We start from the raw sequence: 687 nt of genomic DNA on the forward strand, positions 1-687 counted from the left end.
CCTTCACCGCGTTCGTCACCGACGGGGCGCCCACGCCGGGCGCACCAAGCGGCACCGTGACCTTCCGGTCCGGTGACGACGTGCTCGGCACGGCCGAGCTGGAGCCGGTCGACGACCGCTTCCGGGCCACGCTGGAGGTCGAGGGCCTGGCTGCCGGGAACCACCAGGTGACCGCCACCTACTCGGGTGACGGGAGCCGTGCGGCGAGCACGTCGCCTTCGTACACGCAGGTGGTGGCGCGGGCCGCGAGCAGGCTCGTCGCGGAACCCGTGCTGACGCAGGTGATGGACAACTACTCCCGGGTGGAGGCGACCCTGACCGGGCTCGGCAGGGCGCCCCTCGCCGGTCAGCTGGTCGTCTTCTCACTGCCCTCGGCGGTCTACCCCGGCGTGGTGCACACCTGCGAGGTCGTCACCGACAACGACGGCTACGCCCGGTGTGACGCACCGTTCAAGGGACCGGAGCTGATCCTCAACAACGGGTTCGACGTGCGGTTCGACGGCAACGACAGCTACCTGCCGTCGTACGACCACGGGGCCTACGCGGGCAACTGACCCCCACAGGCGAACAGCGGGCGCGGGGTCATCGACCCCGAGCCCGCTGTTCGTTGTTTCCGCTGGCGACCCGGCCAGACGTCCCGGGGTCTCATTCCTCCGGATCGACGACCGCGGAGCCGGTGGACCGGAT

1 protein-coding gene is annotated in these 687 nt (G+C 70.7%); it reads left to right on the plus strand.

Going from position 1 to position 687, the window contains the following annotated elements; translation table 11 throughout:
• A partial coding sequence (locus ACOADB_RS07365) for an Ig-like domain-containing protein (protein WP_378597316.1) occupies positions 1-554 on the plus strand: 554 nt, incomplete at its 5' end.
• Between the last annotated feature and the right edge of the window lie 133 nt (positions 555-687).

The sequence above is a fragment of the Nocardioides sp. CPCC 206348 genome, from assembly GCF_048654705.1.
GTDB lineage: Bacteria > Actinomycetota > Actinomycetes > Propionibacteriales > Nocardioidaceae > Nocardioides.